The sequence below is a fragment of the Bradyrhizobium cosmicum genome (assembly GCF_007290395.2).
Taxonomy (GTDB): Bacteria; Pseudomonadota; Alphaproteobacteria; order Rhizobiales; family Xanthobacteraceae; genus Bradyrhizobium; species Bradyrhizobium cosmicum.
This window is the reverse complement of record NZ_CP041656.2, coordinates 3,054,003-3,068,285: the sequence shown is the minus strand read 5'-3', so window position 1 is coordinate 3,068,285 and position 14,283 is coordinate 3,054,003. Positions and strand designations below refer to the sequence as shown.

14 protein-coding genes are annotated in these 14,283 nt (G+C 65.8%); 4 read left to right on the top strand and 10 right to left on the bottom strand.

From position 1 onward, the window contains the following. Positions 1-19 precede the first annotated feature (19 nt). On the bottom strand, positions 20-1,552 hold the full coding sequence (locus tag FNV92_RS14680) for an acyl-CoA carboxylase subunit beta (protein ID WP_143845905.1): 1,533 nt from the start codon (positions 1,550-1,552) through the stop codon (positions 20-22). 150 nt (positions 1,553-1,702) lie between these two features. On the opposite strand from FNV92_RS14680, the gene FNV92_RS14675 reads away from it, so the two are divergent. Together FNV92_RS14675 and FNV92_RS14670 are read left to right on the top strand one after the other, a co-directional pair. Next, the gene (locus FNV92_RS14675; RefSeq protein ID WP_143845906.1) at positions 1,703-2,107 is read left to right on the top strand and encodes a DUF4260 domain-containing protein; all 405 of its coding nucleotides are present in this window, start codon (positions 1,703-1,705) and stop codon (positions 2,105-2,107) included. A 165-nt stretch (positions 2,108-2,272) separates the two neighbouring features. Continuing rightward, positions 2,273-2,869 carry a hypothetical protein gene (locus FNV92_RS14670; RefSeq protein WP_168213836.1) on the top strand — a complete coding sequence of 199 codons (597 nt, stop codon included), beginning with the start codon at positions 2,273-2,275 and terminating at the stop codon, positions 2,867-2,869. A gap of 170 nt (positions 2,870-3,039) precedes the next feature. On the opposite strand, the gene FNV92_RS14665 is transcribed toward FNV92_RS14670, so the two are convergent. The 5 genes from FNV92_RS14665 to FNV92_RS14645 form a co-directional block, all read right to left on the bottom strand. Then, complete coding sequence (locus tag FNV92_RS14665; protein WP_143845908.1) at positions 3,040-3,696, bottom strand: carboxymuconolactone decarboxylase family protein; 657 nt, start codon at positions 3,694-3,696, stop codon at positions 3,040-3,042. Between the two features lie 78 nt (positions 3,697-3,774). Further along, a complete protein-coding gene (gene blaOXA, locus FNV92_RS14660; RefSeq protein WP_143845909.1) occupies positions 3,775-4,593 on the bottom strand; it encodes a class D beta-lactamase in 819 nt (272 codons plus the stop codon). Between the two features lie 65 nt (positions 4,594-4,658). Beyond that, positions 4,659-4,922 (bottom strand): EscU/YscU/HrcU family type III secretion system export apparatus switch protein, encoded by a 264-nt coding sequence (locus FNV92_RS14655; RefSeq protein WP_015685429.1) that lies wholly within the window; start codon positions 4,920-4,922, stop codon positions 4,659-4,661. Continuing rightward, a complete protein-coding gene (gene fliK, locus FNV92_RS14650; protein ID WP_168213715.1) occupies positions 4,919-6,487 on the bottom strand; it encodes a flagellar hook-length control protein FliK in 1,569 nt (522 codons plus the stop codon). Before fliK ends, FNV92_RS14655 begins: the two co-directional genes overlap by 4 nt. A 59-nt stretch (positions 6,488-6,546) precedes the next feature. Beyond that, positions 6,547-7,341 (bottom strand): ATP12 family chaperone protein, encoded by a 795-nt coding sequence (locus FNV92_RS14645; protein WP_143845910.1) that lies wholly within the window; start codon positions 7,339-7,341, stop codon positions 6,547-6,549. 92 nt (positions 7,342-7,433) lie between these two features. Between FNV92_RS14645 and FNV92_RS14640 the strand changes: the two genes are divergently transcribed. Beyond that, positions 7,434-7,880, top strand: coding sequence for a hypothetical protein (locus FNV92_RS14640; protein ID WP_143845911.1), 447 nt, complete (start codon positions 7,434-7,436; stop codon positions 7,878-7,880). 115 nt (positions 7,881-7,995) lie between these two features. Here the strand turns inward: FNV92_RS14640 and FNV92_RS14635 are convergent, their stop codons facing one another. From FNV92_RS14635 to FNV92_RS14620, 4 genes are all read right to left on the bottom strand, one after another. Next, the gene (locus FNV92_RS14635; protein ID WP_143845912.1) at positions 7,996-9,216 is read right to left on the bottom strand and encodes an RluA family pseudouridine synthase; all 1,221 of its coding nucleotides are present in this window, start codon (positions 9,214-9,216) and stop codon (positions 7,996-7,998) included. Beyond that, the gene (locus tag FNV92_RS14630) at positions 9,213-9,530 is read right to left on the bottom strand and encodes a HigA family addiction module antitoxin (RefSeq protein ID WP_143845913.1); all 318 of its coding nucleotides are present in this window, start codon (positions 9,528-9,530) and stop codon (positions 9,213-9,215) included. Before FNV92_RS14630 ends, FNV92_RS14635 begins: the two co-directional genes overlap by 4 nt. Positions 9,531-9,608: 78 nt before the next feature. Further along, positions 9,609-10,943, bottom strand: coding sequence for a replication-associated recombination protein A (locus FNV92_RS14625; RefSeq protein ID WP_143845914.1), 1,335 nt, complete (start codon positions 10,941-10,943; stop codon positions 9,609-9,611). Further along, positions 10,940-12,346: a DegQ family serine endoprotease gene (locus FNV92_RS14620; protein WP_015685423.1), complete on the bottom strand. Its 1,407-nt coding sequence runs from the start codon at positions 12,344-12,346 to the stop codon at positions 10,940-10,942. Before FNV92_RS14620 ends, FNV92_RS14625 begins: the two co-directional genes overlap by 4 nt. A gap of 313 nt (positions 12,347-12,659) precedes the next feature. On the opposite strand from FNV92_RS14620, the gene FNV92_RS14615 reads away from it, so the two are divergent. Then, a complete protein-coding gene (locus FNV92_RS14615) occupies positions 12,660-14,273 on the top strand; it encodes an OprO/OprP family phosphate-selective porin (RefSeq protein ID WP_015685422.1) in 1,614 nt (537 codons plus the stop codon). Positions 14,274-14,283 lie beyond the last annotated feature (10 nt).

Here is a 14,283-nt window from a genome sequence, read left to right as displayed (position 1 = left end):
AAGGCGCCGCCCCTGTCCCTCACAACGGCAAATTGTCGTGCTTCTTCGCCGGCGTTTCCACCTTCTTGTCCTTCAGCATCGACAGCGCCCGTGCGATCCGCTTGCGGGTCGAGTGCGGCATGATGACGTCGTCGATGTAGCCGCGCTCGGCGGCGATGAAAGGTGACAGGAAGCGGTCCTCGTATTCCTTGGTTCTTGCTGCGATCTTGTCGGGGTCGCCGATGTCGCTGCGGAAGATGATCTCGACCGCGCCCTTGGCGCCCATCACCGCGATCTGGGCGGTCGGCCAGGCGTAGTTCATGTCGGCGCCGATTTCCTTGGAGGCCATGACGTCGAAGGCGCCGCCATAGGCCTTGCGGGTGATGATGGTCACCAGCGGCACGGTGCACTGCGAGTAGGCGAACAAGAGCTTGGCGCCGTGCTTGATCAGGCCGCCATATTCCTGCGCGGTGCCCGGCAGGAAGCCCGGCACGTCGACAAAGGTTACGATCGGGATGTTGAAGGCATCGCAGAAACGAACGAAGCGCGCGGCTTTGCGTGACGCATCGCTGTCGAGCACGCCGGCCAGCACCATCGGCTGGTTGGCGACGAAGCCGACGGTACGGCCGGCGATGCGGCCGAAGCCGGTGACGATGTTCTTGGCAAACAGGTCGGCGATCTCGAAGAAGTCGCCCTCGTCCACGACCTTCAGGATCAGTTCCTTCATGTCGTAGGGCTTGTTCGGATTGTCGGGGATCAGCGTGTCGAGCGACATGTCGACGCGGCCGATGTCGTCGAAGCTCGGCCATTCCGGCACGCCGTCGGTGTTGTTGGACGGCAGGAAGTCGATCAGGCGACGCATCTGCAAGAGCGTCTCGACGTCGTTCTCGAAGGCGCCGTCGGCGATCGAGGAGCGCGTGGCGTGCACGGAGGCGCCGCCGAGCTCTTCGGCGGTGACGACCTCGTTGGTGACGGTCTTCACCACGTCAGGGCCGGTCACGAACATGTAGCTGGTGTTCTTCACCATGAAGATGAAGTCGGTCATGGCAGGCGAATAGACGTCGCCGCCGGCGCAGGGGCCCATGATGACGGAGATTTGCGGGATCACGCCCGAGGCAAGCACGTTGCGGCGAAACACGTAGGAATAGCCGGCCAGCGCGGCGACGCCTTCCTGGATGCGGGCGCCGCCCGCGTCATAGAGGCCGATGATGGGCGCCCGCGCCTTCATCGCCATGTCCTGAAGTTTTGTAATCTTCAGCGCGTGCGTTTCGGAGAGCGAGCCGCCGAACACCGTAAAATCCTTGGCGAACACAAACGTCTTGCGGCCGTTGACGGTGCCCCAGCCGGTGACGACGCCGTCGCCGGGAACCTTGTTCTTCTCCATGCCGAACTCGGTGGAGCGGTGCTCGACGAACATGTCGAACTCCTCGAACGATCCCTTGTCGAGCAGCAGCTCGATGCGCTCGCGCGCGGTCAGCTTGCCACGGGCGTGCTGCGCCTCGATGCGCTTTTCCCCGCCGCCGAGCTTTGCGCCGGCACGACGATCTTCAAGGGCGTCCAGGATATTCTTCATTTGCTCCCGCCAGTTCTTAGCCTAAATGCGATTGCCGGGGGTTCTAACACGGCATTTTGCGGGCCGGGAAGCGGCTTTCGGCGCCGCAGGGCTGCCTTGCCGCAGCGGGAAAGCGCAAGGAATTACAAAGTTTTGCCCGGGGAGACGACGATGGACCAAGGAACGGCCAAGACGGGCGCTGTGACGGGCGGCGTCAACATCATGCTCCGGCTGGAAGGCCTCACCCTGTTCTTGGGCATGGTGATGCTCTATGCGGCCTGGGACGGGTCGTGGCTGGTGTTCGCCCTGCTCTTCTTGGTGCCCGATCTGAGCTTCCTGGCATACCTCTCCGACGCCAAATTCGGCGCGATGGTCTACAACGCCGCCCACAGCTACATGGCCCCGGTGACGCTGCTGACGCTGGGCTTCGGCTTCGCCTCGCCCCTCACCCTGTCCATCGCCTTGATCTGGCTCGCCCATATCGGCCTCGACCGGGCGCTGGGCTATGGGCTGAAATACTCGGCCGGGTTCGGCTTCACCCATCTGGGGCGGATCGGGCGGCAGAAGGATGCCTGACCTGCGGGCTCCGACAGCGGACGCCACCTGTAAATTTGGCGGCTCGCCAGGTTGACCCGGCCTGCCGATTCAGGCTTGCTCCGAGTCTACGATCAGGCGCCGAATGTTGCGTGAGCCCAGTCGGTACGGCGGTGATCCATGACGCTTTGGCTCAAGCATCACCTCATGTCCGCGACGGTCGTCCCCCTGCCGCCGAACTCATCGTCCGAAACCACCGACTTCCTGCGCCGAATGGCCAGCATGGTGTCGGGCCGGAACGGCGCGATGCTGCTGCGCGCCGCATCGCTGATCGAGTCGCTCGCGCAGCGGGCGATGACGGCCGAACGGCTCTATCACCAGCAGCAGGAAGAGAATACGCGCAGCACCGAGCTGCGCAAGGCCGCCGAGCTCGCGTCCGACGCCATGGTCAGCCAGATCGAGGCGCTGCGGGCGCAACTGGCGGACGTGACGGCGGCGGCCGCCACCGAGCGCGCCGCATTCGATGCCGAGCGCGACAAGCTGCTCGGCCTGATGCAGCATGCGGAGAGCCATATCGGCAAGCTCACCACCGAGCTCGACGGCTTGCGCGCCTCCGTCGACAGCTTCAACGAGACCGTGGTCTCCGTGCCGATCGAGGTGCTGCGGCTGGCGCGCACCCAGTTTGACTTCCTCTCCGAAGGGTTCGCCCGCAAGGGCGACGTGATCTCGCAGGCCATGAGCGAGATCGGCGGCTTTGCGATCGACGAGGCGCTGACGGTGAAGAAGACTGCCGACAAGGCGTGAGGCATTCAGGCGCCACATCCTCCGTCGTTGCGAAGTAGCGAAGCAATCCAGAATCTTTCTGCAGCTTCGGTCTGGATTGCTTCGTCGCACCAGCGCAAAATTGCTACGCATTTTTGTCGCGGGCTCCTCGCAATGACATGTGGAGAGAAGCGCGCTCTCGAGCGTGAGTGCTACGGCTCACCGGGCTTGAACGGCTCCTGCTTGTCCGGCGGCACCGTCTCTTCGGCCATCGCCAGCAGCATCGCGACCATCACGTAATTGCCGGCGACCGCGGTGAGGTCGACAATCTGCTGGTCGTTGAAGACCTTTTTCGCCCGCGCATAGGTCTCATCGCTGACCTTCCTCGTCGTGGTGAGCTCGGTGACGAAATCGTAGACCACCGCCTCGTCCTCGGCCATTTTCGACGGACGCTTGTTGGTCTTGAGCTCCGCGATGATGTCCGCCGACAGCCCCGCTTTCGCAGCCAGCGGCGCGTGCGCGAACCACTCCACCTGCGAGCGCCACTGCCGGCCGATGATGAGGATCGCGAACTCGTTGAGCTTGGTCGGGACCGAGGTTTCCCAGCGCAGATAGTAGAACAGGTCGAACAGGCGCTGGCCGAGCACGGGGCTGCGGATCATCGGATTGTAGGGCCCGCCGATGCCCACGCTCGACACCTTCATGATCTGCTCGCCGAGCGGTTTCTGCCTGGCGTCGAGCTGATCCATGGTGAGCTGCGGAAAGCGCGGCTCCTTGCTGGTGGCGGGCGCTGCAAACATCGTGGCGGCGAGCCAGCCGCCCGCGGCGGCCAACGTGAGCGACGACAGCCAGATTGGCGTTGAGTTCATTGATGTCCTCCCGACCTTCTTCTTGCTTGGTCTGAAGGATGCTAGTCGAGCGGCATCGTGTCCGCCAGCGCGGCGACGTCAGATCGCGCCGATCGCGGCAAGGCAGGCTTGCGTCAGCGGCATGCGCTCGCCGACGAGGCGCGGCTCGGTGCAATCCATATTGAGCGCGAACACCGTGTGCGCCTCGCCCTTCTCGGCCCAGCCAACCATCCAGCCGAGCGACGGCTCGCCGCGCTCGGCGCCGAGCAGGCCCGACTTGGCGCGGATGACACTCTCGCCGACCTTGGTCACCGGCAGGATGTCGGCGACCAGATCCTGGCTGCGCTTGGAAATCGGCAGCGCGCGGCGGCGCAACCGGTCGACGAAATCGATCTGCTCGATCGGATCGATGCGCAAATTCCCGGTGAGCCAGAACTGGTCGATGCCGCCGCCGATGTCGCGGTTGCCGTAGTCGAACAGGTCGACATATTTCTGCATGCGCTCCTGGCCGATGCGGCGCGCGATTTCCTGATAGACCGGCACCGCGCTCACCGCGATGGCACTGCGCAGCGTGTGATCCTTGTTCCAGGCCTCGATCGGACGCTTCACGCCGTCCCACGGAAACACGTCCTTGTCAGGATCGGCGACGACGCCGGTCTCCAGCGCGATCAGCGAGTTCGGGATCTTGAAGGTCGAGGCCGGCAGCTTGCCCTCACCCGAGCGCTCCTTGTCGCTGGCGACGATCAGATAGTCCTCGACCTTGTAGCCGACGAAGGTGCCAGATGTACCGAGATCGGTGAATCGCTTTGCCAGGCTGTCGCGGATCTCGTTGCGCGGCGGCGCGACGTGGGCGAGCGAGCGCTGCGGCAGGATCGAAGCGGCGGCGAGAAGGCCGAGGGTGGAACGGCGAGTCAGCACGGGTAAGATCCGTTAAGTGAGGATGCGCGCGACCATGCAGCCGGTACATGGTCAAACGATGACAACTACCGCCCCCGCCCCGACAGCCGCAGCACGAACACCAGCACTTCGGCGACGGCCTTGTAGAGGTCGGGCGGAATCTCTTCGCCGAGCTCGACCTTGGACAGCGCGCCGGCCAGGATCTCGTTCTCCTCGATCGGGATGTCGTTGGCCTTTGCGATCTCGACGATCTTTTCGCCGATCGTGCCCTTGCCCTTGGCGACGACGATGGGCGCGTTGCTGCCCTTCTCGTAATGCAGCGCGATGGCTAGCTTGGACGGATCGCTCATGTGGCGCGATCCAGGAAGTGGCCGGCGCGTGGCGGTGCGGGCTGCGGCGGCGTGCCGTCGCGGACCAGGATGTCGCCGGGCTTGAGCTCGGCCCGCGTCAGAGCCTGATTGAGCTCACCAATGCCGGCGCGAAGCTGCTGCGCGGTCGCGGCGCGCTCCGCCCACATCCGCACGAAGGTCTTGTCGCCATTGAGCGTGATCAGCGCATGCACGGGACCGGCCGGCTCGACATCGAGCGTGAAGCGCGCGCGCCAGGCGCGTTTGGCGGGATCGGCAGACTCGTTGCCGCCGTCACGCGAGATCTCGAACTGCGCCATCGCAGTGCCCTGCGGCGTCGCGAACGGAATCTCGAAATTCCACTGCGGCGCGGCCGGGTAGGTGCGGTGACCGCTGGCATCGGTGCGATCGGGCAGCGAGGCGACTTGCAACAGGGTCTGCCGTGCAATGGCGGCCTCGGTATCGTCGAGCAGCCGGTGCACCGTGGCGGAGAGCGGCGTATCGGGCGCGAGCGAGGGCGAAGCAACCGCCTGCGGCGCCGGCAGCGCCCCACGGAATGGCGGTGGCGTCGTGTGCGCGGCGGCCTCGAAAGTATGGCCGTCGGGTACGGCTTTGTTCGAGCCGGGGACGTTGCCCGTCATGCGCGACAGATTTTGAGCGACTTCCTGCAGAAGAGCCGCCGCAAGGCCGGCGCTCATCGTGCGGGTCATTGCCTGCGGAGCACTACCGGCGATGTCGGCGAGCACGGCGGCAGCCGGGTTGGCGTTGCGCGGTATCTGGGACGCTTCGGCGGTCGCCTCGCCTCCTGCCGCCGCGGCGGCCTGCGATGCCCCTGTGGCACTTGCGGGACGTGCTGCGCCCTGTGGCGCGGTGGTGTCGAGTGTGGCCAGCGTCTGGCGCAACACCAGCAGCGCGGCCTTCAGGTCCGGCATCGCACCGGAGGACGGCGTCGCGCCCGCGGCCAGCGAGGCCTCGAGCAACAAGCCGGATTTCTGGAAGGCGGATTCGATATCGCCGCCGTCGAGGGCGGTGTTGAGCGGCGTCTGCTGCGCCAGCACGTCCAGCACCGCCTGCTTCAACCCCGCCGGCAGATCGCGGCCGGTGACGACGGAGGCCAGATTGGCAAACAGCGGCGCCTGACTGCCCTGCTTCGTGACCGCCTCGGCCGAGGCCGTGGTCACAGCGGCCTGCTCCAAAGGCGTCAGAGTATTGTGTGCGGCGCCAGCGGCCGGCGCGAGCGGCGGGCTCTCCACCAGCGCGGCCGCGCGCAGCGTCAGCGTGATCTGATCCGCCGTCGCCTCGCCTGCGCCACTCATCACAGCGAGCCGGATGGTGCCGTCGTTTTGCGAGACCGCGAGCTGGAGATTTTGCCCCGGTGCCAGCGACACCTCCGACATCACGTCCATCGACAGATTGGCGATCGCGATCCGCACCAGATTGTCAGCCATCACACTGACGACCCTGGCGTCGACGACACTGCCTGCCTGAAGCACGAGATCGGGCGTTGCCGCATCAGCCACGGGGCTGGCAGCACTGACGGGAAGAATCGAGCTTATCGGCGTCGGCATCTGAAGGCGGCCCGGAGAACGCTAGTCCCCACCCTAAGGCCGCCGTCGTAAACCTCTCGTTAAGGACCTTTCGCCGCAGCGGGCTTTGCGGCGGCCAAGACCGCCACGGCGGCCTCGAAATCCCGCAGGCGGGCGGCCCGGCGGCTGGCCGCCTCTTCGTCCGCGCCCCATTTCTCGACGTTCCAGTCCTCGTCGACATGGGCGGCGGCCCAGACCTGGCCTGCATCACGCACGCCATGGGCCAGGGCGAGCGCGAGCAGCGCCGAACCGGTCAGGGTCGTCACCACATGGAGCGCGGCAATCGACCAGGCATCCCCAGGCAGCGCGCCGCGCGCCGCCTCGATGGCCTCGTCCGGCTGCTTCACATGCATGATGCCCTCGGACAGGATGAAATGCGCGCCCAGCGTTTCCGCCGCCCAGAACAGCAGGGGGTCCCAGTGCGCGGCCTCGCGGGCCACCAGCGCCTCGGGGTGGCCTGCCCGATAGAATAGCAGGTCGGACTCGAAGTATTTGGCGAGGTCGTCGGTGACGAGCTCGACACGGTCGATGACGCCCTCCACCACGCTGTTGGCGATCCGCGTCAGCGGCATGGTCACGGGATCGATCGTCTCGCCCTGCGCCGCCCATTCGGCAGCGACCGCATCTGCCAGCGCCCGCGAGGGGATCACCACCTGGCGGCCGGACGGCGTACGGATCGGCTTGCCGTCGAGCGTGATGGCGAAGCCGCCCTCGGATTCAGTGGCGCCGGCCTCCTTGTAGAAGCGCTTGCGCTGTGGCGTACGCCCAGACTGGCGGACCGATTCCCGGGGATCGCGAGCGGATTGCACCGCAGCTTCATCGAACAATTCGCGCATCTTGAGTTTTCGCTCTCCGCCGGTGGATGCTAGGCTTTTAAGACAAGACCATTTTAAGCCAAACCTTGCGGCCGATAAAGCGAGCGGCGGGCATGAGGGAACTTGCGGGCATTGTGGCCCTGTTCGCCGGGCTTTGGCTGGCCGCGGCGGAGGCCGGCTTTCGCAGCCCGGAATCGCTGGTCCGCAACGTCTATGCCTATTACGGCCAGGGCGCGCCGGAGCTGTCCAAGGGCCTGCCGCCGGACGGCGCCACCGCCCGGCAGTTCTTCGACCCCTCCTTGCGCAAGGCGTGGTCCGCGCCGCGGACCGAGCCCTATGATTTCCTGGTGCAGAGCCCGACCTGGAAACTCGGTCCTGTGACGATCGCGGTCGTTCGCAGGCAATACGACAAGACCTATGTCGCGGCGAATTTCGACAATCGCGGGCGGCGGGTGACGTTGAACTTCATCCTGGTCAACGGGCCCGAGGGCTGGCTGATCACGGATGTCGAAAGCCCGCACGACTCCTTGCGGATGTTTCTGGAGCAGTTCCGGAATTGAGGGTCCGGGCACCGCCGTCCTCCCACCGTCATTGCGAGCGCAGCGAAGCAATCCAGAGTGCATCCGCGGAGAGGTTCTGGATTGCTTCGCTGCGCTCGCAATGACGAGGGACCCCCTACTCTTCCGGTGCGTTCTCGATCGGATCGAACCGGCTCGCATCCAGCCCGAGCAAATTCCAGGACTGCTGCATGTGCGGCGGCAGCGGTGCGGTGGCGTCGATCACGCCGCCGCGGGGATGCGGAATGACGATGCGGCGCGCGAGCAGATGCAGCCGGTTCTGCAGGCCGCCCGGCAGCTGCCAGTTCTCGATGTTGAAATATTTGGGATCGCCGACGATGGGGTGGCCGATATGCGCCATGTGTGCGCGAAGCTGATGGGTGCGGCCCGTCACCGGCTTCAGCGACACCCAGGTCAGCTTGTTGCCGGCGGTCTCGACCACCGCGTAATAGGTCACCGCGTGGCTTGCGCCCTCGTCGCCATGCTGGGCGATGCGCATGATGGTGTCGTCCTCGCTCTCTTCCTTGGCGAGGAAGGTCGAGATGCGGCCCTGCTTCGGCTTCGGCAGGCCCGGCACCAGCGCCCAGTAGGTTTTCCGCGCCGAGCGCGAGCGGAACTCGCCGGTCAGATACGAGGCGGCGAAGCGCGTCTTGGCGATCAGCAGGCAGCCCGAGGTCTCCCTGTCGATGCGGTGCACGAGACGCGGCTTCTGGCCCTTGGAATCGCGCATCACCTCCAGCATCTGGTCGATGTGCCGCGTCATGCCCGAGCCGCCTTGCACGGCAAGGCCGGCAGGCTTGTTCAGCACGAGAACGTCGTCGTCCTCGTAGATGGTCATCTCCTTCAGCGCCTTGAGCGTCTTCTGCGCGCCTTCCGAGAGCTCGCTGACGGCCTTCGGCGTGTCGAGCTTCAGCGGTGGAATGCGGACGCTCTGCCCTTCCTCCAGCCGGTCCTTGCTGTCGACGCGCTTGCCGTCAACGCGCAGTTCGCCCTTACGGACGACGCGCTGGATGTGGGAGAACGATAGGCCCGGAAAGCGCGCTTCAAGGAAGCGATCGACCCGCATGTTGTTCTCGTCCGCCGTCACCTTGACCGTCTGCACCTTGGTCGGCAGCAGGGCCTCGACGGGCTTTGCCGGCACCGGCGTTTCCGGCGCGGCCACTTTGGGCGGACGCCGCTCGGCGCGCTCACCCGCAAAGCGCGGCGGCGGCTTCGCCCCCGGCTTGCCGCCCGGACGCGGGCTGACCTTTGACGCACCGCGCGCCTTGAACGGACGTGCCTCCTTGCGCTCGTCGCGCTCGCGAGGTTTCGGGTTCATTCTCTTGATGCGGCGGCTCATGCGGTTTTTCCAAGCTTTCGTGTCGACTGCGCGTTGGCACGACGGGGCAGCGTCGCAACCTGCGCACCGACCTCTTTCTCCGCCAGCCGCAGTTCATATTGCTGTTGCAGGTTCATCCAGAATTGCGGACTGGTGCCAAACCAATGACCAAGGCGCAGCGCAGTGTCGGCGGTGATGCCGCGCTGCCCGTTGATAATGCCAGTCACGCGATTTACGGGGACGTCGATCTGACGCGCGAGCTCTGCGGCGGATATGCCGAGTTCTCGCAGCTCTTCAGCGAGATGTTCGCCGGGATGGGTAGGTATGCGGGGCATGGTATTTTCTTGGTCGGACTAGCGCGAATTACGCGTTACGTAAACCGTAAATCCGACCTTACCGCAAGCTCCAAAGGCCTACGTCCCGCCCCGCTCCTTGCGCAGCTTCGCCCAATAATCCAGCCGTTTGCGGATCTCCCGCTCGAAGCCGCGCTCCGGCGGGTCGTAGAAGGTCTGACGCCCGAGCGCATCCGGAAAATAATCCTGCCCCGAGAAGGCGTCGGGAGTGTCGTGGTCATATTCGTAGGCTGCGCCGTAGCCTTCCGACTTCATCAGCTTGGTCGGAGAATTCAGGATGTGCTTGGGCGGCAGCAGCGAGCCGGCCTGCTTGGCGACCTGCATCGCCGCCTTGAACGCGGTGTAGACCGCGTTCGATTTCGGCGCGGTGGCGAGATAGACGACCGCCTGGGCGATGGCGAGCTCGCCTTCGGGGTGGCCGAGGAAATCGAAGGCGTCCTTGGCCGCATTGGCGATGACGAGTCCTTGCGGATCGGCAAGGCCGATGTCCTCCACCGCCATGCGCACGACGCGGCGGGCCAGGAACAGCGGGTCCTCGCCGGCATCGAGCATGCGGCAGAGATAATACAGCGCGGCATCGGGGTCTGAGCCGCGCACCGATTTATGCAAGGCCGAGATCAGGTTGTAATGGCCGTCGGCCGACTTGTCGTAGATCGGCGCGCGGCGCTGCAGGATGTCCTGCAATTGCGCGGCGTTGAAAATCTCATCCGCCCGAGCCGAACGCCAGACTTCCTCGGCAAGCGTCAGCGACGCCCGTCCATCGCCGTCGGCCATACGCACCAGCACGGCGCGCGCCTCGTCATCGAGCGGCAGCTTCTTGCCCTCGACCTCCTCGGCATGCGCGAACAGCTTCTCGATCGCGGCGGCATCGAGGGAGCGAAACACCAGCACGCGCGCGCGGGACAGAAGCGCCGCGTTGAGCTCGAAGGACGGGTTCTCGGTGGTGGCGCCGACCATGACGACGGTGCCGTCTTCCATCACCGGCAGAAACGAATCCTGCTGGGCGCGATTGAAGCGATGCACCTCGTCGACGAACAGCAGCGTGCCCTTGCCCATCTCGCGGCGGGCGCGCGCGGCGTCGAAGGCCTTCTTGAGGTCGGCGACGCCGGAGAACACCGCGGAGATCTGTTCGAAATGCAGATCGGTGGCATCCGCCAGCAGCCGCGCCACCGTGGTCTTGCCGGTGCCTGGCGGACCCCAGAACACCAGCGATCCCAGCGTGCGCGTCTCCAGCATGCGCGTCAGCGCGCCGTCGGGACCGAGGATGTGGTCCTGGCCGACGACCTCCGACAGCGCGCGCGGACGCAGCCGGTCCGGCAGCGGATGCGGCGCCTCGTGGTCGAGCCCCGCCGCGGCAAAGAGAGTTGGCGTCTGCTGTGGTCGCTTCGGACTCATCCGCCCAGCGTGACGTTGATCTGCTGGCCGCCGCGCACCAGCGTGATGCGCCAGACCCGCGGGCGCTCGCTCGCGGCCTTCTCGAGGTCGCCGGTCTTGCTGATCTTCTGGTTGTTCACCGCCAGGATGATGTCGCCCTTCTGGAAGCCGACATTCGCGGCCGCGCTGTCTCCTCCGAGATCGGTGATCACGACGCCCTCGGTGTCGGCGTCAAGATGCAGCTCGTCGGCAACCGCCGGCGTGATGCTCGACACCTTGGCGCCCTGGAACGGCGAGCGCGCGGTGACGACGAGCTCGTTCCGGCCGGTATCGGGCGCGGTCTCCAGCGCCACCGTCAGCTTGACCTGCTTGCCGCCGCGCTGCACGTCGATCTGCGCCGTGCCGCCGAGCGGCCGCGTCGCGAAGCGGTAGTCGAAGGCATTGGGATCATCCACGGTCTGGCCGTCGATCCCGATGATGAGATCGGAGGATTTCAGGCCGGCCTTCGCCGCGGGGCTGCTCGAGACCACGCTCGCAACCAGCGCGCCGGTCGGCGAGCGCAGGCCGAGGCTCTCGGCGATCTCGGGCGTCACCGCCTGCAATTTTGCGCCGAGCCAGGGACGCTTCACCGCCTTGCCGCCGCCCTTGGCGGAGGCGACGACGACGCGCACCATGTTGGCGGGGATCGCAAAGCCGATGCCCTGCGAGCCGCCGGAGCGCGAATAGATCGCGGTGTTGATGCCGGCGAGCTTGCCGCTCATGTCGACCAGCGCGCCGCCGGAATTGCCGGGATTGATCGCCGCATCGGTCTGGATGAAGAACTGGTAGTCGGTGATGCCGACCTGCGTGCGCGCGAGCGCCGAGATGATGCCATGGGTCACGGTCTGCCCCACGCCGAACGGATTGCCGATCGCCAGCACGACGTCGCCGACCAGCAACTCATCCGAATTGGTGAAGTCGAGGGTCGGGAATTTCTCCTTGGTGTCCTTCAGGCGCAGCACGGCGAGATCGGTGCGGGGGTCCTTCAACAGGATCTCGGCTTCGAACTCACGCTTGTCCGCCAGCGATACCTTCACCTGGTCGGCGCCCTCGATGACGTGGACGTTGGTGACGACAAGGCCGGATGCATCGACGATGACGCCGGAGCCGAGCGAGCGCTGCATCTGCTCGGGCTGCTGGCCGGGCACACCGAAGAAGCGGCGGAAGATCGGATCGTCGAGCAGCGGATTGCGGTTCTGCACCACCTTGGCGGCATAGACGTTGACGACCGCAGGCTGCACCCGCTGCACGATCGGGGCATAGGACATCCGCAGCTCGGCCGGCGACGACGGGACCCGGCGGTCCTGCGCGGTGGCCGGATCGAAGGAGGCCGAAAAGGCTATGCACAATGCAGTGATGACGGCGGCACGGATCGATCGAAACATTCCTACCTCTCGGAAAAGACGCCGGAATATAGGCGCGTTCGCCGGCCAATAGAAGGGCGCGGGGCGGCAATATTCACCCCTTCGGGGTGTCTCCGAAATGCAAGCCCTCCGTGCGAAATCGCAATCTTCCTGGCGTGACAGATTGGCATGACGCGCATCATCCCGCATTCTACCTCATGGTGGATTCGGTTGCGGCGAATTTACACCAGTGGGAACCACGCAACCGGAGCGCAGCGTCGCGGGGCAGTCATCGATCACTCCTAGGCTCTCCCGTTACGACTTGGGGAAGTTCGTCAAACGATGGAGGCGTGACATGATCAGAACAAGAATTGCAGCCACGGCGATTGGTCTCGCCGGCGCGCTGGCGGCCTCGCAGGCCCAGGCCCAGACCGCAAGCAGCAGCGAGCAGGAGATCGCGCTGCTGAAGCAGCAGTTGAAGATGCTGGAGCAGAAGCTCGACAAGCTCCAGAGCCAGACCGCGGCGAACACGGCCGCCACCGCGAAAGCCAAGTCCGAGGCAAAGGCCGAGGCCAAGGCGGAGGCGCGCTCGGAGGCAAAGGCCGTCGTCGCCAACGCCAACGCGGCAATCCCGCTCAAGGGACCGGCACCGGCGTCCGGCGTGGTGGTGACCATGCCGAACAACCGGCCGACCATCTGCACCGCCGATCAGGCCAACTGCGTCGCCATCACCGGCCGCTTGCACTACGACGTCGGCGGCTACGACTATCGACCCAACACCGCGGCGACCGTGCCGCAGAAGCTCGACAGCGGCGAGAACGTCCGCCGCGCCCGCATCGGCGTCGCCGGCAAATTCTTCAACGACTGGAATTTCGCGCTGGTCTACGATTTCGGCGGCTCTTCCGACGGATTTGGCGGCGCGGCTCCGGGATCGCTGCCCGGCGGCGGCACCTCGGGCGTCGAGAATGCCTACATCAGCTACACCGGCCTGAAACCGTTCGGCGGCAGGATGGCGGTCGAAATCGGCGTCATGGACCTGCCCTACACCCTGGACGAGGCCACGAGCTCCAACGACATCATGTTCATGGAGCGCGCCTCTGCCGGCATCATCGCGACCAACATCGCCGCCGGCGACTTCCGTTCCGCAGTCGGCACGCGCTGGTTCAACGACCAGCTCTGGATCGGCGGCTATGTCACCGGGCCGTCGACCGGCGCGATCCACTCCGCCTCGAGCACGGCTCCGGCGGGCACGAGCGAGCAATACGGCGCCGTGGCCCGTATTGCCGGCAACCCGATCAGCGGCAAGGACTACTCGGTGCATATCGGCGCCGACGCGCAATGGCTGATCCAGCCGCCGCGCAATCTGATCGCCAATACCCAGACGGTGACGCTCAGCGACCGGCCGGAACTGCGCCTCGACCCGACCACGCTGGCCTCGACCGGTGCGATCGCCAACGCCTCGGGCGCACAGGTCTACAGCGTCGAAGCCGCCGCGACCTACGGACCGCTGATCCTCCAGGGCGAGTACTTCTGGTACAACATCGATCGCACCGCCAACACCAGCCTCGCGCCGATCGGCGCACCCAGCCTGAAATTCCAGGGCGGCTATGCCCAGGCCGGCTACGTGCTGACGGGCGAAGGCCGGAGCTACAATGCGGCAAACGCGGCCTACAACGGCGTCAAGCCGGCGCATCCGTTCTCGCTCGACGGCGGCGGCTGGGGCGCGTGGGAGATCGCGGGGCGCTTCTCGACGATTGACCTCAACAACCAGTTGGGAACGGCAACAGGCATCGCCGGCGGCCGGCAGACCGTCTACACGGCGGCGCTGAACTGGTACGTCAACGGCAACGTCCGCTTCATGCTCGACTATCTGCACGGCACGGTGTCGAAGCAGGCCTCGCCGGTCTCGACCGCCGATGTCGGCTCGAAGTTTGACGCGGTGGCGATGCGCACGCAGTTCGCGTTCTGAGGCAATCTCA

Excerpts from the sequence above, each read along its gene's own strand:
- FNV92_RS14680 (WP_143845905.1), bottom strand. The coding sequence starts at position 1,552 with ATGAAGAATATCCTGGACGCCCTTGAAGATCGTCGTGCCGGCGCAAAG.
- FNV92_RS14675 (WP_143845906.1), top strand. The coding sequence starts at position 1,703 with ATGGACCAAGGAACGGCCAAGACGGGCGCTGTGACGGGCGGCGTCAAC.
- FNV92_RS14670 (WP_168213836.1), top strand. The coding sequence starts at position 2,273 with ATGTCCGCGACGGTCGTCCCCCTGCCGCCGAACTCATCGTCCGAAACC.
- FNV92_RS14665 (WP_143845908.1), bottom strand. The coding sequence starts at position 3,696 with ATGAACTCAACGCCAATCTGGCTGTCGTCGCTCACGTTGGCCGCCGCG.
- FNV92_RS14655 (WP_015685429.1), bottom strand. The coding sequence starts at position 4,922 with ATGAGCGATCCGTCCAAGCTAGCCATCGCGCTGCATTACGAGAAGGGC.
- fliK (WP_168213715.1), bottom strand. The coding sequence starts at position 6,487 with ATGCCGACGCCGATAAGCTCGATTCTTCCCGTCAGTGCTGCCAGCCCC.
- FNV92_RS14645 (WP_143845910.1), bottom strand. The coding sequence starts at position 7,341 with ATGCGCGAATTGTTCGATGAAGCTGCGGTGCAATCCGCTCGCGATCCC.
- FNV92_RS14640 (WP_143845911.1), top strand. The coding sequence starts at position 7,434 with ATGAGGGAACTTGCGGGCATTGTGGCCCTGTTCGCCGGGCTTTGGCTG.
- FNV92_RS14635 (WP_143845912.1), bottom strand. The coding sequence starts at position 9,216 with ATGAGCCGCCGCATCAAGAGAATGAACCCGAAACCTCGCGAGCGCGAC.
- FNV92_RS14630 (WP_143845913.1), bottom strand. The coding sequence starts at position 9,530 with ATGCCCCGCATACCTACCCATCCCGGCGAACATCTCGCTGAAGAGCTG.
- FNV92_RS14625 (WP_143845914.1), bottom strand. The coding sequence starts at position 10,943 with ATGAGTCCGAAGCGACCACAGCAGACGCCAACTCTCTTTGCCGCGGCG.
- FNV92_RS14620 (WP_015685423.1), bottom strand. The coding sequence starts at position 12,346 with ATGTTTCGATCGATCCGTGCCGCCGTCATCACTGCATTGTGCATAGCC.
- FNV92_RS14615 (WP_015685422.1), top strand. The coding sequence starts at position 12,660 with ATGATCAGAACAAGAATTGCAGCCACGGCGATTGGTCTCGCCGGCGCG.